This window comes from Kutzneria sp. NPDC052558 (assembly GCF_044547355.1).
Lineage (GTDB): Bacteria > Actinomycetota > Actinomycetes > Mycobacteriales > Pseudonocardiaceae > Kutzneria.
This window is the reverse complement of record NZ_JBIUAG010000019.1, coordinates 15,953-42,932: the sequence shown is the minus strand read 5'-3', so window position 1 is coordinate 42,932 and position 26,980 is coordinate 15,953. Positions and strand designations below refer to the sequence as shown.

At 71.5% G+C, this 26,980-nt stretch carries 21 protein-coding genes; 9 read left to right on the top strand and 12 right to left on the bottom strand.

Annotated features, from left to right (window positions below):
- Positions 1 to 1,358: MFS transporter (locus tag ACIG5F_RS30065; RefSeq protein ID WP_396523194.1), on the bottom strand; the 1,358-nt coding region annotated here is incomplete at its 3' end.
- A gap of 189 nt (positions 1,359 to 1,547) precedes the next feature.
- On the opposite strand from ACIG5F_RS30065, the gene ACIG5F_RS30060 reads away from it, so the two are divergent.
- A complete protein-coding gene (locus ACIG5F_RS30060; RefSeq protein ID WP_396523192.1) occupies positions 1,548 to 2,684 on the top strand; it encodes a Fic family protein in 1,137 nt (378 codons plus the stop codon).
- Here the strand turns inward: ACIG5F_RS30060 and ACIG5F_RS30055 are convergent.
- From ACIG5F_RS30055 to mraZ, 4 genes are all read right to left on the bottom strand, one after another.
- A complete protein-coding gene (locus ACIG5F_RS30055) occupies positions 2,672 to 4,627 on the bottom strand; it encodes a peptidoglycan D,D-transpeptidase FtsI family protein (protein ID WP_396523190.1) in 1,956 nt (651 codons plus the stop codon). The two genes, ACIG5F_RS30060 and ACIG5F_RS30055, sit on opposite strands and share 13 nt — an antisense overlap.
- Positions 4,628 to 5,269 carry a hypothetical protein gene (locus tag ACIG5F_RS30050; protein ID WP_396523188.1) on the bottom strand — a complete coding sequence of 214 codons (642 nt, stop codon included), beginning with the start codon at positions 5,267 to 5,269 and terminating at the stop codon, positions 4,628 to 4,630.
- Positions 5,266 to 6,258 carry a 16S rRNA (cytosine(1402)-N(4))-methyltransferase RsmH gene (gene rsmH, locus ACIG5F_RS30045; protein WP_396523380.1) on the bottom strand — a complete coding sequence of 331 codons (993 nt, stop codon included), beginning with the start codon at positions 6,256 to 6,258 and terminating at the stop codon, positions 5,266 to 5,268. The genes ACIG5F_RS30050 and rsmH overlap by 4 nt, the downstream gene beginning before the upstream one ends.
- Positions 6,259 to 6,455: 197 nt before the next feature.
- On the bottom strand, positions 6,456 to 6,887 hold the full coding sequence (mraZ, locus tag ACIG5F_RS30040) for a division/cell wall cluster transcriptional repressor MraZ (RefSeq protein ID WP_396523186.1): 432 nt from the start codon (positions 6,885 to 6,887) through the stop codon (positions 6,456 to 6,458).
- A 402-nt stretch (positions 6,888 to 7,289) separates the two neighbouring features.
- Between mraZ and ACIG5F_RS30035 the strand changes: the two genes are divergently transcribed.
- From ACIG5F_RS30035 to ACIG5F_RS30025, 3 genes are read left to right on the top strand one after another with little or no spacing between them, the layout of a single operon-like run.
- Positions 7,290 to 8,372 carry an AAA family ATPase gene (locus ACIG5F_RS30035; protein WP_396523184.1) on the top strand — a complete coding sequence of 361 codons (1,083 nt, stop codon included), beginning with the start codon at positions 7,290 to 7,292 and terminating at the stop codon, positions 8,370 to 8,372.
- On the top strand, positions 8,369 to 9,643 hold the full coding sequence (locus ACIG5F_RS30030; RefSeq protein ID WP_396523182.1) for a DUF58 domain-containing protein: 1,275 nt from the start codon (positions 8,369 to 8,371) through the stop codon (positions 9,641 to 9,643). The genes ACIG5F_RS30035 and ACIG5F_RS30030 overlap by 4 nt, the downstream gene beginning before the upstream one ends.
- 5 nt (positions 9,644 to 9,648) lie before the next feature.
- Positions 9,649 to 12,123 carry a transglutaminaseTgpA domain-containing protein gene (locus tag ACIG5F_RS30025; RefSeq protein ID WP_396523180.1) on the top strand — a complete coding sequence of 825 codons (2,475 nt, stop codon included), beginning with the start codon at positions 9,649 to 9,651 and terminating at the stop codon, positions 12,121 to 12,123.
- On the opposite strand, the gene ACIG5F_RS30020 is transcribed toward ACIG5F_RS30025, so the two are convergent.
- Complete coding sequence (locus ACIG5F_RS30020) at positions 12,120 to 12,890, bottom strand: SAM-dependent methyltransferase (protein WP_396523178.1); 771 nt, start codon at positions 12,888 to 12,890, stop codon at positions 12,120 to 12,122. The two genes, ACIG5F_RS30025 and ACIG5F_RS30020, sit on opposite strands and share 4 nt — an antisense overlap.
- Positions 12,891 to 12,994: 104 nt before the next feature.
- Here ACIG5F_RS30020 and ACIG5F_RS30015 point away from each other — a divergent pair, with 104 nt between their 5' ends.
- Positions 12,995 to 13,843 carry an SGNH/GDSL hydrolase family protein gene (locus ACIG5F_RS30015; RefSeq protein WP_396523176.1) on the top strand — a complete coding sequence of 283 codons (849 nt, stop codon included), beginning with the start codon at positions 12,995 to 12,997 and terminating at the stop codon, positions 13,841 to 13,843.
- Here the strand turns inward: ACIG5F_RS30015 and ACIG5F_RS30010 are convergent.
- The 3 genes from ACIG5F_RS30010 to ACIG5F_RS30000 form a co-directional block, all read right to left on the bottom strand.
- On the bottom strand, positions 13,836 to 14,714 hold the full coding sequence (locus ACIG5F_RS30010; RefSeq protein ID WP_396523174.1) for an alpha/beta fold hydrolase: 879 nt from the start codon (positions 14,712 to 14,714) through the stop codon (positions 13,836 to 13,838). The genes ACIG5F_RS30015 and ACIG5F_RS30010 overlap by 8 nt on opposite strands.
- Before the next feature lie 173 nt (positions 14,715 to 14,887).
- On the bottom strand, positions 14,888 to 15,274 hold the full coding sequence (locus tag ACIG5F_RS30005) for a DUF3040 domain-containing protein (protein WP_396523172.1): 387 nt from the start codon (positions 15,272 to 15,274) through the stop codon (positions 14,888 to 14,890).
- A 157-nt stretch (positions 15,275 to 15,431) separates the two neighbouring features.
- Positions 15,432 to 15,821, bottom strand: a complete 390-nt coding sequence (locus ACIG5F_RS30000) for a hypothetical protein (protein ID WP_396523170.1) — start codon at positions 15,819 to 15,821, stop codon at positions 15,432 to 15,434.
- Positions 15,822 to 16,052: 231 nt separating this feature from the next.
- Between ACIG5F_RS30000 and ACIG5F_RS29995 the strand changes: the two genes are divergently transcribed.
- Together ACIG5F_RS29995 and ACIG5F_RS29990 are read left to right on the top strand one after the other, a co-directional pair.
- Positions 16,053 to 17,024, top strand: a complete 972-nt coding sequence (locus ACIG5F_RS29995; RefSeq protein ID WP_396523168.1) for a helix-turn-helix domain-containing protein — start codon at positions 16,053 to 16,055, stop codon at positions 17,022 to 17,024.
- 77 nt (positions 17,025 to 17,101) lie between these two features.
- A complete protein-coding gene (locus tag ACIG5F_RS29990; RefSeq protein ID WP_396523166.1) occupies positions 17,102 to 17,785 on the top strand; it encodes a hypothetical protein in 684 nt (227 codons plus the stop codon).
- 50 nt (positions 17,786 to 17,835) lie between these two features.
- On the opposite strand, the gene ACIG5F_RS29985 is transcribed toward ACIG5F_RS29990, so the two are convergent.
- From ACIG5F_RS29985 to ACIG5F_RS29975, 3 genes are all read right to left on the bottom strand, one after another.
- Entirely contained in the window at positions 17,836 to 20,673 is a 2,838-nt protein-coding gene (locus ACIG5F_RS29985; RefSeq protein WP_396523164.1) for a CARDB domain-containing protein, read from the bottom strand.
- Between the two features lie 140 nt (positions 20,674 to 20,813).
- Positions 20,814 to 23,789: a glycosyl hydrolase family 95 catalytic domain-containing protein gene (locus ACIG5F_RS29980; RefSeq protein WP_396523162.1), complete on the bottom strand. Its 2,976-nt coding sequence runs from the start codon at positions 23,787 to 23,789 to the stop codon at positions 20,814 to 20,816.
- Positions 23,790 to 24,012: 223 nt separating this feature from the next.
- A complete protein-coding gene (locus ACIG5F_RS29975) occupies positions 24,013 to 24,753 on the bottom strand; it encodes a FadR/GntR family transcriptional regulator (RefSeq protein ID WP_396523160.1) in 741 nt (246 codons plus the stop codon).
- Between the two features lie 77 nt (positions 24,754 to 24,830).
- Here ACIG5F_RS29975 and ACIG5F_RS29970 point away from each other — a divergent pair, with 77 nt between their 5' ends.
- Positions 24,831 to 25,934 carry an enolase C-terminal domain-like protein gene (locus ACIG5F_RS29970; protein ID WP_396523158.1) on the top strand — a complete coding sequence of 368 codons (1,104 nt, stop codon included), beginning with the start codon at positions 24,831 to 24,833 and terminating at the stop codon, positions 25,932 to 25,934.
- A 6-nt stretch (positions 25,935 to 25,940) separates the two neighbouring features.
- The gene (locus ACIG5F_RS29965; protein ID WP_396523156.1) at positions 25,941 to 26,978 is read left to right on the top strand and encodes a sugar ABC transporter substrate-binding protein; all 1,038 of its coding nucleotides are present in this window, start codon (positions 25,941 to 25,943) and stop codon (positions 26,976 to 26,978) included.
- Positions 26,979 to 26,980 lie beyond the last annotated feature (2 nt).

Here is a 26,980-nt window from a genome sequence, read left to right as displayed (position 1 = left end):
CCCTGACCCCCGCCTTTGACGCTTGGAAGGGGGGGGGGGGGCCCCCCGCGGGGGGGGGGGGCCCCCCCCCGCCCCCCCGGGGGGGGGGGGGGGGCGGGGGGGGGGGGGGGGGGGGGGGGGGGGGGGGGGGGGGGGGGGGGGGGGGGGGGCGGCCCCCCCCCCCCCCCCCCCCCCCCCCCCCCCCCCGCGACCAGTGTGCCGGTGACACCGGCACCGGACAACACCGTCGGGGCGCCGAAGGCCTCCGCGCACACGCCCGCGAGCAGCAGGCCCGTGCCCTGGGCGGTCCGCAACGCCATCACCGCCAGGCCGAAGGCCTGGCCCCGGCCGTGATCCGGCACCGACTGCACGAACGCCGAGCGGGCGACCATGTGGTAGGCCGAGCCGATGCCGGACACGACGAGCAGCGCGATCATCAGCGGCACGGAAGGACGGAAAACCGCCAGCACCAAAGGAAGACTGGCCAGCACGGCCAGCGGTCCGAGCAGCTTGAGCCGGCGGCCCGGCAGCAGGCGGCTGATCGCCCACATGCCGACGATCGCGCCCGCCGGGCCGGCGGCCAGCAGCAGGCCGACCGCGTCGTCGGTGCCGGTGACAGCCACCGAGTACGGGACCGCCAGCGCCTCGATCGTCACGTAGAAGCCGGCGACGCAGGCCAGCAGCACCAGCGCCCGCAGCTTCGGCGTGGTCCAGACGGTCACCGCGCCCGTCACCAGCGACGGCCACCACGGCTGCACCGGGTCCCGCACGGTCGGGAACGCCGGCACCGGGCGGTCGTGCACGCCGAAGCGGACGATCACCGCCGACACCAGGAAGGTCGCCGCGTCGATCTGGAGGCCCGGCCCCGGGCCGGTGGCCACGATCACCAGGCCGCCGACCGCGAACCCCAGCACCTGGGCCAGCTGGTCCACCATGTCCGCCGCGCCCGTGCCCAGCACGTAGCGGTCGCCGCGCAGCACCTGGGCCAGCGTCGCCGCCCGGGCCGCGCTGAACGGCGATCCCAGCGCGTGCACGCCCACCAGGAGGGCGCACAGCACCGGCAGCGGCACTCCCGGGAACGCCATCAGCGCCACCAGGATCGCGCGGGCCAGATCCGTCGCCACCATCACCGTGCGGCGGGGGTAGCGGTCCGCGATGCCGGCCAGCAGCGGCCCCGCGAACAGGTCCGGCAGGTAGGTCAGCGCGTAGGCCAGCGCCGTCAGTCCCGGCGACTGCGTGCGGTCGAACACCAGCACCGACAGCGCCACCCGGGCGAACTGGTCGCCCAGCACCGACAGCAGCTGGGCCACGAACAGCGCCCGGAACTCCCGTAGCGCGAAGACATCCGAATAGCGGGCCGCTTGCTGCTCGCAGACCATTCGCACCTCCCCGACTCCGGCAGTTCCTTCTACCTGACGCCGCGTCAACGGGCCGACCCCCATCACCCGAAGAGCCGAGCCCGGAGCAGCCGCGACTAGCCCGAAAGCCGCAGTCAACTAGGCCGTCCCACGGATTGCCGCAGGCCGGTCCCCCGGCCGTTATTGCTACGTCTTTGGTAGCATCGAAGGATGCTGGTAGCCACGCCCGGACTGACCGAGGACGACCGTCGAGTGCTGGCGGAGATCGACGACTATCGGCAGAAGCTGCGGTTCCAGGTGCGAGAGCACCGCCGGTGGGAGGGCCGCCTGCGGCGGGACCTGGAGGCCGGGGCGATCCGCGGCTCCAACTCCATCGAGGGCATCCACGTCAGCACCGAGGACGCCGCGGCGCTGGTCGAGGGCGAGGCCATGTCCGCGACCGTCGACGACGCGACCAGGCTGGCGGTCACCGGCTACCGCGACGCGCTGACCTGGGTGCAGCAGTCGGCCCACATGAAGAACTTCAGCTATCAGGACATGATGCTCAGCGCGCTGCACTTCATGATCCAGAAGTACGACCTGGGCAAGTGGCCCGGCCGCTACCGCGCCGGCGGAATCTACGTGACCGGCCAGGATCCCCTGCGCCCGGCCTACACCGGCCCCGACGCGGAGATCGTGCCCGGGCTGATGGCCGAGCTGGTGGAGTGGCTCAACACCGGCGACACCGACCAGCCGGCCCTGGTGCGCGCGGCGATGGCGCACGCGAACCTGGTCAAGATCCACCCGTGGCGGGACGGCAACGGCCGGACCTCCCGCTGCCTGCACACGCTCGTGCTGGCCCAGGACAAGGTGCTCGCGCCGGAGTTCTCCTCGATCGAGGAATGGCTGGGCGACCCGCACAACACCTTTCGCTACTACGACGCCCTGGCCACGCTGGGCCCGGTATGGAATCCCCAGCGGGCCGACGCCCACCAGTGGGTCCGGTTCTGCCTGCGGGCCCATCACCTCCAGGCGCAGATCGTGCAGCGGCGGGTGGACCGCGCCGCCCAGCTCTGGGCCGCGCTGGAAAGCGTTGTCGTGGAACACGAACTCCACGAGCGCATGGTCTCCGGCCTGTACGCCGCCGCCGTCGGCGAGCTGCGCCGATCCACCTACGCCAAGGACGAGGACCTGACCCGAGACCAGTCCGTGCGCGACCTTCAGCAGCTCCGGCAGCACGGCCTGATCAAGTCGATCGGGCACGCCCGCACCCAGCGCTACGTCGCCGACGGCGAGATCGCCGAGATCAACGGGGCGATCGTCGACCTGCTGCGCGCCCAGCCGTTCCGGGAGCCCTACGGGAGCTGAAGCTGGACGACGGGGGACGGGGTCGCCGACATCGGGATCTGGAAGTGCTGCACCAGGTAGGTGCCGAACTGGTGGAACAGCGGCGCGGCCGAGGTGCCGGCCTGCAGGCCGTAGGTGGGCTTGTCCAGCATGATGCCGACGACCAGGCGCGGGTTGTCGGCGGGCAGGATGCCGGCGAAGGTGATCCAGTACTTGGTCTGGCTGTATTTGCCGCCCAGCGCCGGGTCGGGCTGCTGCGCGGTGCCGGTCTTGCCGGACAGCTGGTAGCCGGCCAGCGCGGCCGGGTAGCCGGTGCCGTTCTGCAGGTAGTCCTTGGGGTCCTTCTGCATGACGGCCCGCATCATGTCCCGCACGGTCTTCGCCGTCTGGGGGCTGACCACGCGGACGGGGTCGGGCTTGGGCGTGGGCACGACGGCGCCGTCGGCCTTGGTCACCGACTTGATGATCCGCGGCGGCACCCGCAGCCCGTCGTTGGCGATGGCCTGGTACATGCCGGCCATCTGCAGCAGGGTCATGGACAGGCCCTGGCCGATGGGCAGGTTGGCGAAGGTGGAGCCGGACCAGGTGCTGCGCGGCGGCACCGAGCCGGCGCTCTCGCCGGGCAGCCCGATGCCGGTCTTCTGCCCGAGCCCGAACTTGGTCAGCAGGTCGACGAAGCGGTCCTGCCCGATCTTCTGGGCCACCTCCAGCGTGCCGATGTTGGAGGACTTGGCGATCACGCCGGCCATGGTCATCTGCACGTCGCCGTGCGACCAGGCGTCGGTGACGGTGCGGTCGGCCAGCTTGAACGACGAGGGCACGTCGATGACGCTGTCGGGCTGCTCGATGCCGTACTCGATGGCCCCGGCGGCGGTGACGACCTTGCCGACCGAGCCGGGCTCGAACGGCGTGCTGACGGCGGAGTTGCCGAGCTGGTCGTTGGACGTGACCTCGTTGAACTTGTTGGGGTTGAAGCCGTTGGTGACGGCCATCGCGTAGACCTCGCCGGTCTTGGCGTCCATCACGACCATGCTGCCGTCGGCGGCCCCGCTCTGCTTCTGGTAGGCCTCCAGCATCTGCTGGGCCTGGTACTGCACGTCGGCGTCGATGGTCAGCTGCACGTTCGACCCGGGCACGGCCGGCGTGCTGTCCCGGATGGTGCCGGGCAGCTCCAGGTCGTCGTTGCCGTTGGCGGTGTCGACGGTGGTGGTGCCGTTGACGCCCTTGAGGGTGTCGTCGAGCGAGTTCTCCAGCCCGGTCAGGCCGACCGGCGTCTTGGCGTCCACGCCCCACTGGGCGTAGCCGACGAGGTTGGACCCGACCGAGCCGTCCGGGTACACCCGCAGCTGCCGGGCGCTGGGGGCGATCTCGGCGTAGCGCTTGATGATCGCGGTGGCCTTGACCGGGTCGGCGTCCTTCACCAGCTCCACGTACGTCTTGTCGGACCGGATGGCGGTCAGCAGGTCGGCCGTCTTCACCTGGTCGCCGAGCTGCTGGTGGATGAAGTCGGCCATGCCCTGGGTGTAGGCGTCGTAGGTGTCGCCGTGGTCGAGGTCCTTGTAGACGGCGAGGTTCTTGGGGTCGGCCCAGCTGGCCTTGAGCTGCTTGGGGTTCATCGACAGCAGCCGGGTCTCCACGCTGAACGCCAGCTGCGTGTTGTTGCGGTCCAGGATCTGGCCCCGCAGCGCCTGCTGCACGGTCTGGGTGGCCCGCTGCTGCTCGGCCCGGGCCGACAGCTCCTCGGCCTGCACACCCTGCACGAAGACCAGCCGCACGGCCGCGATCACCAGCACGGCCACCATCACCATCCGGCTGACCACGATCCGCCGGGGGTGGTTGCCGACGCCGGCCGCCGCGCCGCGGCGGGGCTTGCGGCCGGCCGGCCGGGGAGCGGGGCCCCCGCTCCGGACGACGGGACGGGGACGCGTGGCCGGACGCCCGCCTGCGGTGCGGTTGGCGGGCATCTAGTGGCCTCCTCCGGAAGCGGGCGGCTGGCTGGTGGACGAGTTGGTCGAGCTGGTGGCCGGGGGTGGCGCGGAGGTGGACGACGAGGAGGGCGGCGGCGTGGTGGTCGTGGTCGCCGCGGTGGGGCTGCCGGTGAGGCTGACCGAGCCGTCCGGGTTGACCTTGAGCCGCCCCGGGTCCGGGGCCGGCACCATGCCCAGCTTGCGAGCCTGGTCGTAGAGCACCTCGGGCGACTCGCCCTTGGCCACGTCGGCCTTGAGCTGCTCCACCCGGCTGGTCAGGTCGGTGGTCTTCTTCTTGGCGTCCTCGAGCCGGTACGAGTCGGCGACCGCGGACAGCGACAGGAACAGCGTCACCATCACGCCCGCGGCCAGCAGCCCCATCACCAGCAGCACGAACGGGGTGCGGGAGGCGACCTTGAGCCCGGCGGCCTGCTTGGCCCAGGGCCAGCGCTGCTTGCGGCTGGCCTTGCGGGCGTAGGCGCGCTGGGCGGCGGTGGTCCGGCCGCGGGTGGCCCGGGTGCCGGGCTGGGCCGGATCGCGCTCGATCTTGCGTTCGCTGACCCGACTGCGGCGACGGGTGGCCGGAGTGGGCGACGGGGTGCCGGGCGTCTGGGCGCCCACACGTGCGGGTGCGCTCATGACGCCCTCCGGATCCGTTCCGCGGCACGCAGCCGCACGGACGCCGACCGCGGGTTGTCGGCGATCTCCTGCTCATCCGCCTGCTCGGCGCCGCGGGTGACCAGCTTCAGCTGCGGGCCGTGCCCGGGCAGCTCCACCGGCAGGTCCAGCGGGCTGGTGGACACCGACAGCTCGGTGAGCGCCCGCTTCACCAGCCGGTCCTCCAGCGAGTGGTACGACTCGACGACGATGCGGCCGCCGACGGCCAGCGCCGACAGCGCGGCCGGGATGGCCCGCCGCAGCACCTCCAGCTCGCCGTTGACCTCGATGCGCAGCGCCTGGAAGGTGCGCTTGGCCGGGTGCCCGCCGGTGCGCTTGCTGGCCGCCGGGATCACGTCGTGCAGCAGCTGCACCAGCCGCGGGCTGGTGGTGAACGGCTCCTTGGCCCGCTCGGCCACGATGGCCTTGGCGATCTTGCCGGCGAACCGCTCCTCGCCGTACTCGCGCAGGATCCGGGCCAGGTCGGCGAACGGGTAGTTGTTGAGCACGTCGGCCGCGGTCTGCCCGGTGGTCGGGTCCATGCGCATGTCCAGCGGCGCGTCCTGGGCGTAGGCGAAGCCGCGCTCGGCGACGTCCAGTTGCAGCGAGGAGACGCCGAGGTCGAACAGCACGCCCTGCACCTCGGGCAGGCCCTGCTGAACCAAGACCCGTGGCAACTCGTCGTACACGGCATGGACAAGACGCACCCGGTCGCCGAACTCGGCCAGGTGCCGCCCGGCCAGCGACAGCGCCTCGGGATCGCGGTCCAGCCCGATCAGCGTGAGCTGGGGATAGGCGGACAGCAGCGCGTGCGAGTGGCCGCCAAGGCCCAGGGTGCAGTCGACCAGGAAGGCCGGGCGGTCGGACAGGGCGGGAGCGAACAGCTCCACGATGCGGTCGAGCAGGACGGGCACGTGCCTGGCCCTGTGCTGGTCGAACTCGGGCTGGCCGAACTCGGGCTGGTCGGACATGTCGGTCACGGCCAACCCCCTTCCGCACGCGGTTGCCGCTCACTCCCCTTTCTCTGGTTGTGGTTCGAGCCTTGCCGGCTTCGGATGCGGTCAGGTCCCCGCCCGCCCGTCGAACCTGGCGCCGGGGAAGGTGCGCCAGGGCCGATAGCCGAGCGGACCGAGGCCAAACGGCACCCGGGTCGGTCATGACCCCTGTCTCAGAACAGTCCGGGAAGAACCTCCTCCCGAGCCTGGGCGTAGTCGTCCTCGTGCTCGTCCAGGTAGCGCTGCCAGGCCTGCGCGTCCCAGATCTCCAGGCGGGTGATCGCGCCGATCACCACGCAGTCCTTGGCCAGCCCGGCGTAGCGGCGCAGTTCGGGAACGATGGTGACGCGCCCCTGGCTGTCCGGCCGTTGCTCGTCGGTGCCCGCGAACAGGTAGCGCTGGTATGCCCGGACCGCCTCATTGGTCAGGGGAGCCTCCGCCACCTTGCGGGCCATCTGCTCGAACTCCGCGCGAGGGAACACGTAGAGGCAGTGGTCCTGGCCCTTGGTGACCATGAGACCCCCTGCGAGCGCGTCCCGAAACTTCGCCGGCAGCGTCAGCCGACCCTTGTCGTCCAGCTTGGGGGTGTGCGTGCCGAGGAACACCTCACGCCCACCTCCAACCCGAACCAAGTCCCCGGGCAGGGACCGGACCGGCGATGGGACCCCCGTTCGCCCCACCGGCCGCCACACTACCCCACTTTCCGCCACAGTCAACGCCGACAGGCCCGCCCCGACCCGTTTTTCTCGACGGTTTTCGCAGGTAGGAGGGGTAGGGGGCGGAGTGGGGCGGGATCGGCCTCACTCCACTCGGCGACAGCCCCGATGATCGACAGAACCCCCTGCCGGGGCCCGCGCGTCGGGTCGGGTGGGGCGCAGTGGGGGAAACCGGGGAGCGGGTGCGGAGGTGAATGCGCGGATCCCTTGGGACGCTTCGCCGCGATTTGACACACTGCAAAGAACGCTGATGCCACGCGAGACCCTCGCGTTGGCCTTTGGAGGGCGAAGTTGACGTCGAGTACCCCGCCTACCACGCAGGCCCCCGGCCCCGCCGCCGGCGCGCCGGAGCAGCCGCAGTCGGCGCTCGGCCGGCTGCACGACACCGCGCAGCGGATCGCGGCCAACGTCGAACACGTGCTGGTGGGCAAACCCGAGGTGGTGCGGGTCGCGCTGGTCACCCTGCTCGCCGAGGGCCACCTGCTGGTCGAGGACGTGCCCGGCGTGGGCAAGACCTCGCTGGCCAAGGCCCTGGCCCGGTCCATCGACTGCACGGTCAGCCGCGTGCAGTTCACGCCGGACCTGCTGCCCAGCGACATCACCGGCGTCTCCATCTTCAACCGCAACACCAGCGACTTCGAGTTCCGCCCGGGTCCGGTGTTCGCCAACATCGTGGTCGGCGACGAGATCAACCGCGCCTCCCCCAAGACCCAGTCGGCGCTGCTGGAGTGCATGGAGGAGCACCAGGTCACCATCGACGGGCAGACCTACGCGCTGGGCTCCCCGTTCATGGTCATCGCCACCCAGAACCCGATCGAGATGGAAGGCACCTACGCCCTGCCCGAGGCCCAGCGGGACCGCTTCACCTGCCGGGTCTCCATCGGCTACCCGGACCCGCAGGCCGAGCTGGCGATGGTCGACGAGCACGCCGGCCGGGACCCGCTGGAGGACCTGCGCCCGGTGTCGGACGCCGAGCAGATCAAGCAGCTGGTGGCGGCGGTCCGCACGGTGCACCTGTCGCCGGAGATCAAGCGCTACGCCGTCGAGCTGGTCTCGGCCACGCGCCGGCTGCCGGAGCTGCGGCTGGGCGCCTCGCCGCGGTCGACGCTGCACCTGGTGCGGGCCGCGCGGGCGCAGGCGGCGCTGGCCGGCCGCGAGTTCGTGGTGCCGGACGACGTGCACGCGGTCGCGGTGCCGGTGCTGGCCCACCGCTTGGTGCTGACCGCCGAGGCGCTGGCCGCGCGGCGCTCGCCGGCCGACCTGATCCGCAGTGTGCTGCAACGCGTCGTGATCCCCCACGGCGGCAACGGGCAGGTGGCCCAACCCGTGTCCGGCCCGAACGGCCGTCGGCTCGGGATGCGGCAAGGGCATTGATGAAGGTGCTGGCCGGACTGACGACCCGCGGACGCTGCCTGATGGCGGCGGGACTGGCGGCGGGCGTCTGCTCCCTCGTGCTCAACGAACGCGACCTGCTGCGTATCGCGGTGTTCGTGGTGGCGCTGCCGGTGCTGGCGGCGGTGCTCACGTCCCGGTCCCGGGTGGGCCTGTCGGCCACCCGGCAGGTCGCGCCCGAGCGCATCCCGGTCGGCGGCACCGCCGAGGTCCGCGTGGACATCCGCAGCGAAGGCCGGCTGCCGACCGGCGGCCTGCTGCTGGAGGACGGCGTGCCGTACGCGCTGGGCAGCCGGCCCCGCTTCGTGCTGGAGCGGCTGCCGCGCCACCACCGCATCCCGCTGCGCTACCAGCTGCGGCCGGTGCTGCGCGGGGTCCAGCACGTGGGCCCGCTGCTGGGCCGCATCACCGACCCGTTCGGCATGGCCGAGTTCGACCGTGAGCTGGCCGGCAGCACCCGCCTGGTCGTGGTGCCCCGCGTGCACAGCCTGACCGGGCTGCCCGGCGGCGCCGGCATGGGCGCGGGCGAGGAGGGCGCGGTGCGGCTGCGCTCCGGCCAGGGCGAGGACGACGCGGTGGTGCGGCAGTACCGGCACGGCGACGACCTGCGCAAGGTGCACTGGCGGTCCTCGGCCCGCCGGGACGAGCTGATGGTGCGCCTGGAGGAGAAGCCGTGGCGCGGCGGCACGACCGTGCTGCTCGACCACCGCTCGGCCGCGCACCGCGGCGCCGGCCCGACCAGCAGCCTGGAGTGGGCCATCTCGATGGCCGCCAGCGTCTGCCTGCACCTGCACCGGCACGGCCACCAGGTGCGGCTGGTCACCGAGGACGGCAAGGTGCTCGCCGGCGGCTACGCCGACGCCGGGCACAGCGACGTGGTGGTGCTGGACGCGCTGGCCGCGCTGCACGCCTCGCACCAGCGGGACCTGGTGTGCGGCGGCGACCCCGGCAACGGGCAGGAGCTGATCGCCGTGCTCGGCGCGGCCAACCCGGTGGCCGCCACCGAGCTGATGCGACACCGTCCGCGCGTCACGCGCAGCATGGCGGTGCTGCTGGACGTCACCGCCTGGGCCCCGGGCGCGGACGCCACCACGGCGACCGAGCTGGCCGACGCGGTCCGGCTGCTGCGCGGCTCCGGCTGGGGCGTGGTGGTCGCCAAGCCGGACATGCCGGTCAGCGTGGTGTGGACCGAGCTGTGCCGGGCCGGCACCCGTGGCGGCGCGGTCGCCGTGGGCGAAGGGGGTATCGCCTGATGACCATGTCGGACGTGCGGACGCCGCGGCACCGGGCGCCGGTGCCGCCGCCCGAGCCGGCCTGGACGCTGCCGACCACGCCGATCGCCGCCGGCTTCGCCGTGCTGTGCGCGGCGACGGCGCTCTCGGGCGTGGTCCAGGGCACGCTGTGGCTGTTCTACCTGCTGATCGCCATCAGCATGATCGTCGGCACCGGCATACTGCTGCGGCAGCTGCGCGCGCAGCCGCCGGTGGTCGCGCTGGGCGAGCTGTTCGTGCTGCTGTGTCTGCTGACGATGTCGTTCAGCACCAACGGGATCCTGCTCATCCTGCCCGGGCCGGCGGCCCTGCGGGACCTGGCCGACGTGCTGGGCCGGTCGGTCACCGCGGTGCAGACCGAGGTCCCGCCGGTGCCGGCCGACGCGCCCATCCTGTGCCTGATCGTGGTGGCCATCGGCCTGGTCGCGGTGGTCGTGGACATGCTGGCCATCGAGGCCAAGGCGCCGGCCGCGTCCGGGCTGGTGCTGCTGTGCGTGTACGCGGTGCCGGCCTCGCTGGCCGACGAGATGCTGCCGTGGTGGAGCTTCGTGCTCGGCTCGGCCGCGTTCGCCGCGCTGCTGGCCATCGACGGCCGGCAGAAGCACAAGGCGTGGCGGGGCCGGCGCAGCGGGGCCACCGGCTCCAGCCAGAGCCAGCCCAGCCACGAGGCCAGCGGCGTGGTGGCGGTGTCGATCATCCTGGCGCTGGTGGTCGGCGGCAGCTTCACCGTGATCGGCACGGTCGGCCGGCTGCCCGGCGGCGGGGCCGGCGGCGCCGACGGCGGGCCGTTCGGGCTCAAGCCGTACACCAAGCTCCAGGGCCTGCTGACCAGCCAGAGCAACCAGGAGCTGTTCCGGGTCAACGGCCTGAAGGACAGCGACTACCTGCGGCTGGTCACGCTGGACAAGTACGTCGACAACGAGGGCTGGCAGGTCGGCGCGCCCATCTCCGGCGGCGACCAGATCGGCCGGCGCGACCTGGACACCGACAGCGCCGTCGGCGGCCCGGTGACCACGATCAACATCGCGCCCAACCAGTTCAGCGACCAGTGGGCCCCGGTGTTCGGCCGGCCGGTGGCGGTGACCGGGCTGGGCTCGGACTGGCGCTGGGACCCGACCGCGCAGACCCTCTGGGCCCCGGGCGCCCAGCAGTTCGGCGCCTACGTGGAGCGGGCCCAGCTGACCCTGCCCACCCAGGAGCAGCTGCGCTCCGAGGGCGTCGTCGACGACACCCGGGTCGACTCCCGCTATCGGGCGCCGATCCAGGTCGACCAGCGGGTCAGGAACCTGATCAACCAGGTGACCGGCCGGCTGACCACCACCTTCGACAAGGTGCGGGCGCTGACCCAGTACCTCAACAGCGGCGAGAACGGCTTCAGCTACAGCCTGGACGCCACGCCCCAGGACCCGAACGCGCCCAAGCTGGACGACTTCCTGTTCAACACCAGGAAGGGGTTCTGCGAGCAGTACGCGTCGGCGCTGGCCGCGATGACCCGCTCGATGGGCATCCCGACCCGGGTGGCGATCGGCTTCACCCCGGGCGTGTCGGTCAACGGCGACGCCACCCAGCGCACGATCACCGGCGGGGACGCGCACGCCTGGGTCGAGATCCACTTCCCGGACTACGGCTGGGTGCGGTTCGACCCGACGCCGGCCGGCAGCCGGGTGGTGCCGCCGCCGTACATGTCGGACACCAGCCCGTCCGACAGCAACGACAACGGGCCCAGCACCTCCGGCTCCACCGGGCCGAGTGTCACCACCGCCCCGCACGCCTCCTCGTCGGCGGCGGCCGTTCCGGCCGACACCCGCGACGACGCGAACACGTCGGTGCTCGACCTGTCCTCGCCGCAGGTGTGGGCGATGGCGCTGCTGCTCCTGGTCGCGCTGGTGGTGTCCGTGCTGCTGGGCCTGTTCGGGGGGAAGCGGCCCGACGACGGCACGCGGGCCAAGCTGAAGCTGCCGCGCTGGCTGCCGTCCCAGTGGCTGCTGCCGGCGGCGGTCGTGGCCTGGTCGCTGGTGGTGCTGGCGCTGGCCTCGTACCTGTCGTGGTGGCTGTCCGGGTTCCTGGCCGTGGTGCTGATCGCCGTGTCACCGGCGGCGATCCGGGCCTGGCGGCGGCGGGTCCGGCTCCGGCAGATCGCCGCGCTCGGCTCCGAGGCCGCCGAGGCCGCGTGGGCCGAGGTGCTGGCCGAGTCCGTGGACCGCGGCTCGGTGGTGTCGATGACCGAGACCGTGCGGGCGACCGGGCGGCGGCTGGCCCGTGAGCACGAGCTGGACGAGCCCGGCCGGGAGGCGTTGCGCCAGGTCATCACCGCTGTCGAGGGCTCGTGGTACGGCGGCCGGGAGTCGGTCGACCCGTCGCTGGTGTCGGCGGTGTCCGAGCTGCGGGCCAGCCTGCACCGGACCGCGCCGCTCGCGTTCACCGCCCGGGTGCTGCCCCGCTCGGTGGTCAACCGGCGCTAGCGCCTGCGTCCCAAGCCCGCGTAGATGGCCTCGGATCCGGGGCCGTCCACCGGGTCGGGCCAGTGCGAGGCCAGCACCAGGCCCGGCGGGGCCACCTCGAAGCCGTCGAAGAGGGCGAGCACGTCGGCGTGCGGGCGGGCCTGGAACGGCGAGCCGATGCCGGCCATGTGCTTGGCGAAGGCCGCCACCTCCTCCGGGCGCTTGTCCTCGGTGAGGTGGGTCAACGCGAGCATGCTGCCGGGGACCACCGCGTCCCGGTAGCCGCGGATGACCGCGGCCGGGTTCTGCTCGTCCAGGATGAAGTGCGGCAATGCTGTCATCAGCACGCCGACGGGGCGGGTCAGGTCCAGGATTTCGCGCACGGCTGGGGAAGTGAGCACCCGGTGCACGTGGCACACGTCCGCGGTGAGCACCCGCACCCCGGGCCGGCCGCGCAGGGTGAGCTCGCAGTGCGCGGTGGCCACGTCGTCCTTGTCCACGTAGACCACGCGGCTGTCCGGGGCCAGCTCGTGCACGCTGCCGGCGGCGAGCAGCCCGCAGCCGAGGTCGAGGAACTGGTCGATGCCGTGGCGGAGCATGTGCAGGGTGGCCTCGCGTAGGAACCGACGGCTGGCGATGGCCGCGGCCCGCACGCACGGCGCGTCGCGCAGCACTTCGTCGGCCAGGGCCCGGTCGGCCTGGAAGTTGTTGCCGCCACCGAGCATCACGTCGTACAGCCGGGCGTCGGAGGGCCGTTCCGGCCCCGGCCGTCGCGCCGAATTGGTCACCGCGTCCCCCGAGTTCTAGCGAATTGCTCAGAATACGGCCGCTACCGCCGGCGCCGGCCGCCTGTCACCGTATCGGGACCGGACGGAGAGAGGGGACCCGTGCCATGGCGGTTCAGCGGTGGGTGGGGGCGGGCGTGATCCTCGGGGCCGCGATGGGCGCGATGCTGGCCTTGCAACCGGCCAAGGCGCAGGCGGCCGAGTTGATCCCGCCCGGCGCGAGGTACGTGGCCCTGGGCAGTTCCTTCGCCGCCGGGCCGGGCATCCCGCCGGCCGAACCCGGCGGTCCCGCCGCCTGCGGTCGTTCCTCCCGCAACTACGCCAACCTGGTCGCCGGGAAGCTGGGCCTGGCCCTGACCGACGCCACGTGCAGCGGCGCCACCACCGCCAACGTGCTCACCACCTCGCAGGCCGGGCAGCCGCCGCAGATCCAGGCGGTCACCGCGGACACCCGGCTCGTGACCATGACCATCGGCGGCAACGACGTGAACTACCTGGGCAGCCTCGGCAGCTACTCGTGCCAGGACAGCGGCGGCTCCTCGTGCGGCGCCGTCGACCAGGCCGCGATCACCGCCGGGCTCAAGACCGTCGGCTCCCGCATCGCCGCCGTGATCGACGCCGTGCGGGCGCGGGCCCCGCAGGCGCGCGTGGTTGTCGTGGACTACCAGACGATCCTGCCCGTCGCCGGGCCGCTGTGCGACGGCGTCCCGATGTCCGACGCGCACCTGGCGTTCGAGCGCGGTTTGCGAGTCCAGCTCGACGCCGCCACCCGGGCGGCCGCCGCCGACCGCCACGCCACCCTGGTCGACGTGGCGACGGCGAGCCTGTCTCACAACGCCTGCTCGGCCGAGCCGTGGATCGAGAAGTACGTGGTGCCGGCGGGCATTTCCGCGTACCACCCCAAGCCGGCCGGCATGGCCGCCATCGCCGCGATGGTCGAGGACCGGCTCAGCTAGCGGCGATGTGGTCGGCGATCCGCTGGGCCAACTCCGCCGCCAGCTGGCGGGGAACGCTGTGCCCCATGCCCTTGACGATCACGAGCTCGGCCCCGGGGATGGCCGCCGCGACCGCCCGGCCGCCGCTGACGTCGCACATCCGGTCGGCGTCGCCGTGGATCACCAGCGTCGGCACGGCCAGGTCGCGCAGTCGTGCCGTGATGTCGCCGGCGGCCACCTGGGCCACGGCGTGGCGCATCATCGCCTCCGGGTCGTAGCCCCGGTCGTGGTACCGGCCGGCCATCTTCGCGACCTCGACCGGATCCTGGGGGAAGGCCGCCGAGCCGAAGACCGGCAGGGCCCTGACGTACCAGTCGACGTAGCCGGCCCGGTCCCGCGGCTGCGGCCCCATCTCCCGGAACAGGGCCATGTCGGCCTGGCCCACGGTCGGGTCGCCGGTGCTCGTCATCATCACCGTCAGGGAGCGGACCCGCTCCGGATGCCCGAGCGCCGCCAGCTGCCCGATGAAGCCGCCCATCGAGGCGCCGACGATGTGCGCGGCGTCGACGCCCAGCACGTCCAGCAGGCCGAAGGTGTCGGCCACCATGTCGTCCAGGGTGTAGGAGGCGCTGCTGAAGTCGCCATTCAACGCGGCCATCACGTCGGCCTTGGGCCCGTCGTGGAAGTGCGTGGACCGGCCGGCGTCCCGGTTGTCGAACCGGATCACCTGCACCCCGTGGCCGGCCAGCTCCCGGCAGAAGACCTCCGGCCAGCTGATCATCTGGGCGTTGGCCCCCATGATCAGCAGCACCGCCGGGTCCCCCGGGTCGCCGAACCGCTCGTAGCAGACCTCGATCCGGTCCGGCCCGACCTCCGACGCCAGCTCCTCCACCGCCACCTCCACGAGTCGCGCTCCGGGACAGGGCGACTGTAGGTCGGCGGCACGGTCGAATGCCGCCTGCGCGTCGTACGTGCCCCTAAAGGGCGCCTGCTGGCAACGCTAAAGGGCCCCCTCAGCGGAGGAGGCCCTTGGAGCGGGTGGAGCGTCGAAGGGATGTGTCGGGGTCACTCCTCTTCGAAGCGCTTGCGGAAACGATCTTCCATGCGCTGCGCGAAGCCGGAGCGGTGCGGGGTGCCGCCGGATTGCCCGGAACCCTCGGCGGAGGCGCCGCCCTTGGTCAGTGTTGTCAGCGTCAGCAGAGCACCGACGAACATGACCAGGAAGCCAAGCACGCTGACAATGGGGATGCTGGCGAGCTTGAGCGGCACGATCACACCGAATACGAGCAAAGCCACACCAACAAGGAAGGCGACGATGCCGTAGAGCCGACGCCGTCGGGACGGCCGCCGGAGACGAGCACCACGCACAGTGGAGGCGAACTTCGGGTCCTCAGCGTAGAGCGCACGCTCGATCTGGTCGAGCAGTCGCTGCTCGTGCTCGGAGAGTGGCATGACTCCTCCTCCGGCACAGTGGGGTCGCGGGCGCCAGGGTCTCGGTTGCCGCCGAACCCGGCGGACACCCGCTTTGGGGCGTCACCGTCCAGGATACGATCCGCGAGGCTTGTCCACTAGCCGGTCCGCCCGCCAGAACCGGTGGTCTCACGCACGATCATCCACTAGGGGTAGCGCAGCGCCGTTCGGCGGACGCCCCGGACGGCGGTTCGGCGGCCCGCAGCCAGCGCGGCGCGACCATCAGCGCACCCGCTCCCACCAGCGCCAACACCGCCAGCAGCACGATCATGCCCGGGCTGGGCGGGGCGGGATCGCCGGTCGGCGGCGGATCCTCGCGACCGGAATAGCTGGCGTGCACATCGGCGCCCGGGTTTGGCGATCCGGGCAGTCTCAGGAGGTATCTCTGCGTCACCGCGACCGGCAGCGCGCCGGCACCCTTCCGCCCTTCGAGGGATTGTTGGCTGGGCCGGGCGGGGTGTAGCGCCGGCGCGGCGGCCGGCGCTGCCACCAGCGCCGCCGCGACGGCGGTGGCCGCGAGTGCGTGCACGGGGCCTCGACCTCCTGGCGGGGAGACAACCTTCGGTGGCGCGCCGGTCGCGGGGTGCAGGGCACCGCGACCGGCGGCTGCGATGACTGTGCGTGACCTCACAGTGGCGGACAAGAGTGTCCGGTGACCGAGCGGAGCGTTCCCCGCCGATCAGGGCCTTCCGCCGCGGAGCGTGGCCACCTACGGTGAACGTTCACACGCCGTTCACACCCTGCGAACGCCCCTGGACGGATGAGCACCGAGCCGACAACCCCCGTTGGGCCCTCCGGGTCAGAACTCGACGCGAACCTCGTCGAGGCCCTGCGCTACGGCCCGTTCCCGCGCGCCCTGCGCACCGCCATCGCCCACCGCGGCCTGTCGCTGGCCCGGCTCGGCGCGCACCTGGACCGGATGGGTGTGCACGTCGGGCAGTCCACCCTCAGCTACTGGCAGCGCGGCCTGCGCCATCCCGAGGTGCCGCGCGCCCTGACCGCCTTACGCGCCCTGGAGCGGGTCCTGGCGCTGCCGCCCGATTCGCTCGTGGTGCTGGTGGGCCCGCGCACCCGGCCGACCCCCGACCGCCAGCCGGTCGGCTCCTTCATCGAGCTGACCTCGTTCTGGTCCGGCTCCGCCGCGCTGCTGAGCGAACTGGACGTGTCGGAGGAGGCCACCCAGTGCAACGGGGAGCTGGGCACGCTCTCCGTGCACGACATGATCACCATCGACCAGCGCCGCTCGCAGCGCTCGTCCACCACCCGGATGGTCGTGCAGGCCACCACCGCCGGGCCGGACCGGTACATCGCGATGTACCACGCCGACGACGGCAGTTCGGTCGAGGACTGCGTGATCCGAACGGCCGAGGGCTGCCGGACCGGGCGGATCAGGCGACATGCGCAATCCTCGACGATGGTCGCCGAGCTGCTGTTCGACCGCCGGCTGACCGAGGGCGAGCGGCACGTGTTCTGCTTCAGCCTGCACAGCGAGCCGGCGCGGCCCACGCCCGGCACCAACCGCACCTTCCGTGAGCCCTCCGGCGAGTACCTGTTGCAGATCGCCTTTCACCGCAAGGCGATGCCGGCCCGCTGCACCAGCTACTTCCGCACCCGGGAGGACTCCGAGCCGACGCTGTCCGAGGACCTGGTGTGCGGCATCGGCGGCGTGGCCAGCGCCTACTTCTCCTGCGTCGGGCGGGGACTCGCGGGCATCGCCGTCGACTGGGACTAGGGACCTTGGACCCTTGACGGTGATCATCCGGCCGATAGGTTCCGGGCACAACCGTTGACCGTCAAGGACATTCACACATGCGGACGAGAGTTCTCGCCGGGGCGGCCGGCGTCGCCGCCCTGGCCGTTTTCGGCGCGGCCGTGGTCGTGTCCGCCCCGCCGCAGCGCATCGCCGGCGTGTCCATCGCCGGGGCGGCCGGGCCTCCGATCATCGGCGGCGCAACCTACGTGACCACCACGACCGCCCCCGCGCCCTCCACCACCCAGGCCCTCACCGCGCCCACTGTCACCACCTCCGCGGCCAAGCCCACCACCACCGCACCCGCCGCTCCCTCCCCCACCAGCACAACATCGCCGCCAGGCCAGGACACCTCCGGCCAGATCACCTTCTACGGCGCGGCCGACAACGATCCCCCCGGCAGCCGCGAGATCGCGTACCCCGACGTGCGGCACGGCCAGGCCGGCGGCTCCGGCACGTTCGACGACCCCACCACCTTCGCCGCCCAGCCGGGTCGTTTCGCCCCCGGCACCAGGATCTACGTGCCCGACGTCCGGCGCTACTTCATCCTCGAGGACAGCTGCGCCGGCTGCACCGGCTCCCACATCGACCTGTGGACCGGCGCCGCCACCGACCGCGGCCTGCAACGCTGCGAGGAATCCTTGACCCGCAACGGTTCCCGCCCCTACACGGTCAACCCGCCCGCCGGTCTGCCGGTCTCGGCGGGCGAGCTCTACCACAACGGCCGCTGCTACCGGGGCTGACAAAACGTGGGGCCGGCCGAATCGGCCGGCCCCACGCTTCCGGTGAGGCCTTACTCCACGGTGATCGTGAACGTGCTCGTGGTGTTCTTGACGTCCTGGGCGTTGTCGCACAGGCGCAGGTCGTGGAACGTCACGGAGCCGACGGCCGGGCCCTGGCCCGGTTCGGGGAACTCGTTGGCCCACAGGCCGAATCCGGACTTCGCCTCGAAGGCGTCGCCGGACAGCCGGGCGCCGCTGATCGAGACCCGGTCGAACTCGGTGTCGGTGATCGGGTAGGCCGGCTGGCCGTTGATGTAGTCGGTCTGGAACATCACGCCGCTGTATGTCGGCTCGGTGATGTCCACATCGGACACCCGAATCGCCTGGAACTTGTTGGTGGCGGAGAACACCCAGATCGCCGGGAAGGTCTGCCCGCCCCAGAAGTGCCCGCCGGAGCGCACGACCGAGAAGTTGTGCAGCGCGGTGGTGTCCGGCCCGAAGTCCCGCATGGTGACGCCGAAGTTCAGCGAGCTGATGGTCACGCCGCTGCCGGCCAGGGTGTCGGCCACGACGACGTCCTGGAAGGAGTTGGCCTGCCCGCCGTAGACGGCGACACCGGCGGCCCGCCACGGGGTGAGCGCGGTGAGGTGCTCGAACAGGTTGTCGCGCTGGTCGCCGTCGTGCAGGTCGGTGGCGGCCCACAGCGCGAAGCTGTCGTCACCGGTGCTGCGCGCCTCGTTGTTGACAACGTGGTTGCCGGTGCTGCCGTTGGTCAGGTTGACGCCGTCGGCCATCAGGTCCCGCGCCCGTGAGTTGGACACCGTCAGGTTGTGCACATTGGTGCCCCACACCATGACCACGGAGTGCTCGACCCACACGTTGTCGATGCTCAGGTCCGACACTCCTGCCAGGTCGAAGACGCGGCCCTGGCCGTCCAAGCGGGTGTCGTAGTCGCCGAAGTAGGAGAAGCCGGCGAAGCTGGAACCGTTGGCGGAGCTGTCGATCCGGAAGCCGACGTCGACGTTCTTCTTGTCCTGCGGGGCCAGGAAGCGGGTGAACCACGGGCCGGCGCCGACGATCTTCACCGCGGTGCCGGTGACGGTGAACTTCTCGGTGGTCTGGTAGTTCCCGGCCGGCAGGTAGACGCCGGTGTAGGCGCCGGTGATGTCGGTGCGCACCTTGTCCAGCGCGGCCTGCACGTCCTGCTGGCTGAAGCCGGCGGGGGTGACGAAGTGGGCCGGGTCGGGGTTGGCGACCGGGGTGGCCTGCTCCAGGCTGACGAAGTCGATGGCGAAGGAGCCGGTGTTGGCGGCGTCCTTCTGCAACCGGATCTTGCTGCCGGCCGGCACGGTGGCGCCCAGCAACAGGTTGGCCTCGTCGTAGATGTGCCGGGCCGGGCCGGCGGCCGGGTCGTTGCTCGGCGACGCCTCCGGGCCGTACAGCCAGACGTACTCGGGGTCCAAGGTGATCGGCTTGAGGAACTTGCCGTTCACGTAGACGTCCAAAGTGGACGCCGTGCCGTCGGGCACGGAGAACCGGGTGACCAGGGTGTTGGTCGGCTCCTTGGTGGTGAACTCCACCGAGGCCCCGGTCTGGTTCAGGGTCACGGCCTCGCGGCCCGACGCCTCGCCGGCCAGGTCGCCGATCGTCCGATTGGGACCGACAACGGCGGCCCCGCCGGACAGCACACCGTTCTCCGCCTCATACGTGCGGTACGGCATCGCCGCGCCGCGGCCGACGTAGAGGTCCTGACTGCTCACGTTGTTGGTCCGCTTGATGGCGACTTCGTTGCCGTCAGTGGAAAGTTCGGCCTTGACGGTGTAGCGGCCGTCGGCAGCCGGCGCCCAGACGCCGAGCTTGACCGTGGTCGACGCGCCGGGCGCGAGGACGCCGACCTGGGCGCCGCCGAGGATGGTCTGGAGCCGGCCGGTGTTGGTGTCGGTGATCGTGACCTTCACCGTGTGAGCGCCGGCCGCGGACGGCTTCGTGCCCTGATTGCGCAGCGTGGCAACGAAGTTCACCGGATCGCCGGCCGAGGGCTGGTCCGGCGTCGGGCTGACCGTGGCGACCAGGTCGGAGCTGGCCACCGGGGCGATCGCCAGCGGCGTCGGGTCGGCGAAGGCGTTGTTGGACTCGTCGGACTCGATGATCCGGTTGGCCTCGTCGACCTTGGCGGTCAGCCGGTACGACCCGGCGTCGTGCCGGCCGATCCCGGCCGAGACGGTGGCGGTCGCGCCGACGGCCATGGGTCCGACCTGGGTGGTGCCGACCTTGGTCGTGCCCAGGTAGAAGCTGACGTTGGTGGTGGCGGAAGTGGCCAGCTGCCCGATGTTCCTGACAGTCGCGGCGGCGGTGACGTCGTCGGTCTCGGACGGCGTGCCCGGTGTCCAGGCCGCGTCGGTGACGGTCAGGTCGGGGTTGGGCGACGGGGTGCCGTAGACGCCGAACTCGGAGATCTGGCCGCCGCCGGAGCCGGTGTTGCCGGTGATCCTCAGCTGCACGTCGGCCACGCGGGCGGTCACCGGGATGGTCACGGTGTTGCCGGTCGCCGGGTCGAAGACGTAGGGGGCGCTGGCGACGAGGCTGGTGAAGGCGGTGGCGTCCTGGTCGCGGCCGAGCACCTCGATGGTCTGGGTGCGCGCGCCCCAGTCGGTGGAGGGGTTGAGGCGCAACACGATTGACGTCACGTCAGCGTTGGAGCCGAGCGAAACCGCCAGCGTGTTGGGAAAACTGTTGCCGGCGGCCTCCCAGTAGGTCGTCGGGTCGCCGTCGTCGGCGTTGCTGGCGGCGAAGTTGCCGACCACCGAGGACGCGGTGATCGGCTTGCCGAGAGCGAGGTTGGTGGCGTCGGCCGCGTGCGCGACCACGGCCGGACCGCTCGCGAGGAGCAGTCCGGCCGCGGTCACCACGGGCAGTACTCTGCTGAGGAGCATCGGGGGTGCCAATCTGCTGAATTTGCGCCCTATCAGCGGCAATTCTGCGTCATGGCGTCCAGATTTTGCGGGTCTGAGGACCCTTCACCGGCAGGGTGTGCACCTTTGACCACCGCTCAGCCCCTGGCCATGGCGAACACGTGCAGCGACGGGGTGCCGGCGGTCGCGGCCCCGCTCACCGCCGGCAGCCGCACCGTGGCCGCGGTCTTGCCGGCCTGGAGCGGCACGCCGACGTAGTAGACCACGGCGTTGGCCTGGAAGGTCGTGTTGCCGGCCCGGTTCTGGTACGTCCCGGTGATCGCCGCGTCTCCGCTGCCGCCCCACCAGTCGGAGCTGGACACCGTGAAGTCCTGGGTGCTGCCATCGGTGTAGGTGACGGTCCCGGTGCCGCTGGCCGGGCCGTAGGTGGCGGTCACCAGGAAGCCCAGCGTGTTGCCGCTGCCGGTCAGCGCGATCGTCTGTCCATTGGAGACGGTGTTGTCCGCCGTGCCGGTGCCGGCCTGCGACGGCCAGGTGAAGGTGAGGCCGGCATGGCTGACCGTGCCGCCCGGCCGCGCGCCGGCGTTGGCCATCGCGGTCGCCGACATGCTGGCGCCGCCGCCGTCGATGTTGCCGGGATTGGTGTTGTTGTCCGCGGTGACGCCGACATTGTTGTACGTGGCGGACAACGACGACGCCACGACCGCCTTGTCCAACCCGATCTGCACCGGCCCGAGGTGCTTGGCCGAGGTCGCCGCCGTGCCGGTGACCTGTGCGAACGGCAACTGCGTGAACGGCGCGGCGGTCTTCTCGATCAGGTACTTGTGCCCCTGGGCGGTGTTGACCGTGAACTGCCCGGCCGTGGTCGGCGCGACCACGGTCGCCCCGGTGTTGGCGTCGATCACCTCCACCGACTGCCCCGACCACGGGCTGCGCACCGCCATCGCGGCATTGCCGCCGGCCTCCAGCACCACCGTCACCGGCACGCCGCCGCGCACCTGCACGTCGACCTTGCTGTTGTTCTGCACCGAAACCGTGCCGTCGCCGTCCCAGTCCGACGGCCAGGCCGGGGCGATCCGCAGCAGACCGTCGTAGTCCTGCGCCAGCGCCTCGTTCATGCTGGCCGCGACGATGCCGGTCTCCTCGTTGTAGAACTCGTCGCCGACCGAGCCGAACAGGCTGGCCATGCCGTTCGGGTACAGCTGGTACTTCTTGACGTTGTTGACGAGGTTGGTCTTCACTTCGCTGGCCAGGTCCAGCCGGGCCGCGTAGAGGGCGTCATAGTCCCAGTCCGCGTTGTTCTGGAACAGCCGCGAGTTGTAGGAACGCTTGGCCAGATCGGTCAGCGAGCCGGAGTTGTCGCCGATCACGCCGTAGGAGAAGGTCGACTCCAGGTCCAGGTTCTCGCCGTTGTTGAGCTGGGCCGCCGGCTGCGTGGAGAAGGCGATCACGTCCTGGCCGCCGGCGTCGTCCGCCGCGGTGAGCACCTGCTTGTGCGTGGCCGCGTCGGTGCGCGGCAGCGGCGGGATCTTCGGCAGCGCCGCCTGGAGCTGGCTGACCAGGGCCGGGTCGGCGTTCAGCGTCTGCGCCGCCGAGATGACCACCGGGAACAGCGCCTGCATGGCCAGGATGTCGGTGACCGGGTCGGTCACGTTCCACTGCGTCTCATGGGCGTTGGCCGTGGTGTGCAGCTTGCCGTCGCTGCCGGTCTTGGCGATGGACAGCAGGAACTGCGCGGCCGCCTTCATCAGCGGATAGCCGCTCTGCAGGAACGACTGGCTGCGGTTCTGGAGGTAGGTCTGCCAGATCCACAGGCTCACCTCGGCCCCGGTGGAGTAGTTCATCGAGTTGTACGAGGGCGCGATCGTCGAGTCGCAGGAGGCGTTGCTGGCCGCGCTGCCGCCGCCGTAGTAGCCGTTTCCGTTGAAGCGCATGGTTTCCGGCACGCACGCGCCGGTCGAGCCCGGCACGTGGGCCTGCGTCCAGGCCTGGATGTTGGCCAGGTTCGACGTGTACAGGCTGAAGTAGCTGGTGTTCAGCGCCGGCGCCCCCGAGCTGAGGTTGGCCGCCAGCTGCATGCGCAGGTTCCAGAACCAGTAGTCGGCCGGCACCCAGTCCTGCGTGTCCTTGGAGAACGCGAACAGGTCGGCCACGCCGGCCTGCGTGCCCGGGTACTGGCCGCGGTTGAGGCTGGCCTCCTGGTAGAGGTAGATCGTCCGCAGGTTCTCCAGGTACTGGCCCGATCCGTCGGCCGAGTTGGCCTCGATCAGGTTGGCGCCGGTCCAGAAGTCGTGCCACCAGTTCAGGTGATTGGTGTCCACTGTGGACGCCGTCGCGTCGGCGCCGAGCAGGGCCGAGGCCGTGCTCTGGGCGTTGCCGCCGGTCCAGTGCGGCACGCCGACGACCACCCGGAAGGTGCCGTTCGCGTTGGGGTTGAAGGTGGTCCGCACGGTCTGGCCGTCCACCACCGTGGCGCTGACGTTGCGACCGCCGGCCGTCACCGCGAGCAGGCTGCCGAAGGTCTGGCCGGTGCCGCCGGTCGGGTTGTCCACCCACGTCTCGGCCAAGGTGCCGATCGCCCCCGACGCCTGGGCCTGCGGCGACCGACCCGACCACAGGTAACCCTGGGCCGTCTGCGTGCTGTTCGGATCCGCGCCGGCCACGTCGACCACCAGCTCGTCCTTGTCGGCGCGCAGGTAGACGCGGGCCGTCAGGCCGCCGCCGGTCTCGGTGAGCACGCCGTCGTAGAGGTCGAGGTGGGCCGCGAAGTCCGCCGCCGAGGTCAGCTTGGCCAGGCCCGGGATCGTCACCTGGCCCGGCGACTTGCGGTCCGGGAACGTGTCGTCCCGGTTGAGCTGCGCCGTGAACCCGTTGGCCGCCCACACCGCCGCCCCCGCCACGCCGTTGCCCAGCGGCAGGGACTGGGTGGCGGCCGTGTTCGGCGCGCCGAGCACAATGTTCGAGCGGCTGACGACCGCGTGGCGGTCGAGCTGGAAGGCCCCGTTCTGCCACGCTGTGGTGAGCGTGGCCGCGTCGGCGGCTGGAGTTGCGAGGCCCGCTACGGTCAGGGTGGTCGCCACGAAGGCGACTCGTAAGCGGCTGCTGGTTGACACCGTGTCTCCCTTGACAGGTGGGGACAGCATTCATCCGAGGTATGATGTTACCTCGCAAATAGTGGACAACATCCCGCAAGGACCTGTCAACGACAGAATCCCCCCACCCCCCGCCCGGCCCCGCCCCGCCTCTTCCGCTTGGAAGGGGGCTTTCCTCCACTCGGAGTGGAGGAAAGCCCCCTTCCAAGCGCCGACGGGTGGTCAGCCAAGCGCCGACGGGTGGTCAGCGCTTGCGGGGGCGGCGCTTCTGCCAGCTTTGGCCGATGTGGTCGTTCATCGCGCGGGCGGCGCCGTCGGGGTCCTGGGCGATGAGGCGCTCGTAGATGGCCCGGTGCTCGCGGTTGGACTGCTCGAAGTCGGCCAGGGTGGGCTCGCCGATGTAGCGCAGGCTGCGGAACGCCTCCTCGTTCACGGTGCGGATCACGGCGCGGGCCAGGCGGTTGCCGGAGGCGGCCATGATCTCGTCGTGGAACTCGAGGTCGGCGCGGTAGAAGCGGGAGGCGTCGGCGGTCTCGTCGGTGACGTGCCGCAGGGCGGTGCCGATCCGGCGCAGCTGCTCGGCGTCGGCCCGCTCGGCGGCCTGGCCGGCCATCTGCGACTCCAGCGCCCGCCGCACGTCGACCAGGTCGGACAGGATGGCCAGCTCGGCGTCGTGCCGGATGCTGGCGGCCAGCACGGCCGGGTCGAGCAGGTCCCAGTCCTCGGTGTCGCGCACGGTGGTGCCCTGCCCCTGCTGCACCTTGACCAGCCGCATGCCCTCCAGCGACTTGACGGCCTCGCGGATCACGGTGCGGCTGACCGAGAACATCTCGCACAGCACCGGCTCGATCGGCAGCGCGCTGCCGGGGGAGATCTCGCCGCCGACGATGCGGTCGACCAGGTCCTCGACCACGGCGGTGGCCAGTCGTCGGGGCCGGCGCGGCCACCCCGGCAGCGGTTGCGCCGCCTGCTCGTCCAGGCTCACAGGAGTCCGTTTCGTCCGCGGGCTGTCCCGCTGATCCTACCCTTGACGACATTCATAGTACGAATTATGTTGCGGCCGTGCGCATCACCGACGTGGCGTCGTTCCGCATCCCGCTGCCGGGCGCGAAGCCCGCCTTCGTGTGGCGGAAGGGCCTGCTGGGCTCCAGCCCGGACGGCGAGGCGGCGGTGCTGCGCATCGGCACTGACGAAGGCGTCGCCGGCGTGGCCCTGGCGACCCGGCCGGGCATGGCCGCGGCGGTCGAGGACATCGTGACGCGGGTGCTGCGGGACGCCCTGATCGGCCAGGATCCGTTGCAGCGCGAGAAGTTGTGGCACCTGGTGTGGGAGCTGGACCGCACCGAGGAGTTCCCGCTGCCGGTGCTCGGGCTGGTCGACACCGCGCTGTGGGATCTGGCCGGCCGGCTGGTCGACCAGCCGGTGTGGCAAGTCCTCGGAGGTTTCCGGACCCAGATCCCGGCCTACGCCTCGACCGTCACCTTCCGCGACGTCGACGAGTACCTGGACGTCGCCACCCAGTGCCTGGAACTGGGCTACCAGGCGATCAAGCTGCACGCCTGGGGCGACGCCCGCAAGGACGCCGACCTCGGCCACAAGCTGCGCGCGCACGTCGGCGACGACGTGCCGCTGATGTACGACGGCTCGGCCGGCTTCGACCTGCCGGACGCCACCTACCTCGGCCAGGCCCTGCACGACGCCGGATTCCTCTGGTACGAGGAGCCGATGCGCGAGTTCAGCGTGACGGCGTACGGGCACCTGGCCCGCTCGGTGCGGATTCCCTTGCTGGTGGCCGAAACCTCCGACGGCGCGCACATGAACACCGCCGACTTCATCGCCGCCGGCGCGGCCACCTTCGGCGTGCGGGCCAGCGCGACGATGCGCGGCGGCATCACCGGGGCGATGCGGACCGCGCACCTGGCCGACGCGTTCCGGCTGCGGGCCGAGGTGCTCGGCGACGAGATGCCGAGCCGACACCTGACCATGGCCATCGCCAACACCACCTACTACGAGTCGCTGATCACCGCGAATCCGGTGCGCCCCAAGGCAGAAGTCGACGCCGAGGGATTCGTGCACGCCCCGACCGAGCCGGGCATCGCCCTGCCGGCCGGGCTGGACTACCCGGCCGTCCTGGAGCCGTACGTCGAGGTGCTTACAGAGAGGTAAGACCCCATGCGCCGTTCACCTCTTGCCGTCGCGATAGTGGTGCTCGCGCTGTCCGTGGTCGGCTGCAGCCGCAACACCGCGCACAGCGACCAGTCGACACTCCAACCGGGGCAGGTGAAGGTCGCACTGGTGCCGGGCGGCCCGCACCCGTACTTCCAGCCGTGGAAAACCGCGCTGAACCAGGCCAAGACCGACTTCAAGCTCGGCGACACCACGTTCAACGAGACCTCGGCCTGGAACCAGACCACCCAGAACTCGGTGCTGAAGTCGTTGGCGGCGCAGGGTTTCAACGCGTTCGGCGTGTTCGGGGTGTCGCCCGACACGATCAACTCGACCTTCAGCGACCTCAAGAAGCAGGGCTTCCACCTGGCCTCGCTGGGCTCCTGCCCGGCCGGCGACACCGACAACGCCGACTTCTGCCTGGCCACCGACGTTCAGCAGGCCGCGTACAAGGCGGCCAAGTCGGCGATCGAGGCCATGGGCGGCAGCGGCAACCTGGTGCACCTGACCGGGAACAAGACCGACTCCAACACCACCCGGCGGATCCAGGGCGTGCAGCAGGCCGTGGACGAGGCCGGCGGCAAGGTCACGCTGATCCAGACCGTCACCGACATCGACACCGACCTACAGACCGCGCAGAAGGCGGTCGCCGACCTGATCGCGGCCAAGGGCTCGCAGATCAACGGCATCGTCACCACCGCGTACAACCCGGCGGTGGCCTCGGCCGCCGCGGTCAAGGCGGCCGGGCTGCCGGTGAAGGTGGTGGCCATCGACGACGACCCGACCATTCTCGGCGACATCAAGGACGGCTCGGTCACCGCGTCGGTGGTGCAGAATCCGGTCGGCCAGGCCTATATCGGCTCCTACGCACTGTCCAAACTGGCCGGTGGCTGCGCCATGAAGACCCCGGGCCAGGTGGTGGACTCGGGCTCGTTCGTGGTCACCAAGGACAACGTGGCCAGCTACGACACGCAGCGCCAGCAGGAGACATCCCAGCTGCGCAAGGACTTCGACGACAAGTACCTCACCTGCCCCAAGGCGTGACC